This window comes from Bacillus sp. JJ1532 (assembly GCF_036965085.1).
In the GTDB taxonomy this organism is placed as follows: Bacteria; Bacillota; Bacilli; order Bacillales; family Cytobacillaceae; genus Cytobacillus.
In genome coordinates this window covers 3,668-3,921 of sequence record NZ_JBALOW010000146.1, presented here as the reverse complement: position 1 = coordinate 3,921, position 254 = coordinate 3,668, and the positions used below count along the sequence as shown (strand labels likewise).

Sequence of the window (254 nt, the reverse complement as noted above, 5' to 3'; positions counted from 1 at the left end):
AGATATCCAATATAGTATGCAATTAATGGATATGTTCTCTATTTCTAAAGTTGCTCTTTTTAAAGAAGGTCAAGAACTTTATTTTAAAAAGCCGATTATTACTGATGAATATGCTGACGTAGGTTTATATTACTTAGGACTTGACGATAAAGAAAGCTTTAAAGAAGATCAAAAATCTGTTAAAAAAGTACTAGATTACCTTCATAGATATTATCCTTATTTTAAAAAAATCAGTACCTTTCCATTTATATATC

At 26.4% G+C, this 254-nt stretch carries 1 protein-coding gene; it reads left to right on the top strand.

Going from position 1 to position 254, the window contains the following annotated elements:
- A partial coding sequence (locus V7122_RS25515; RefSeq protein WP_335530103.1) for a hypothetical protein occupies positions 1-254 on the top strand: 254 nt, incomplete at both ends.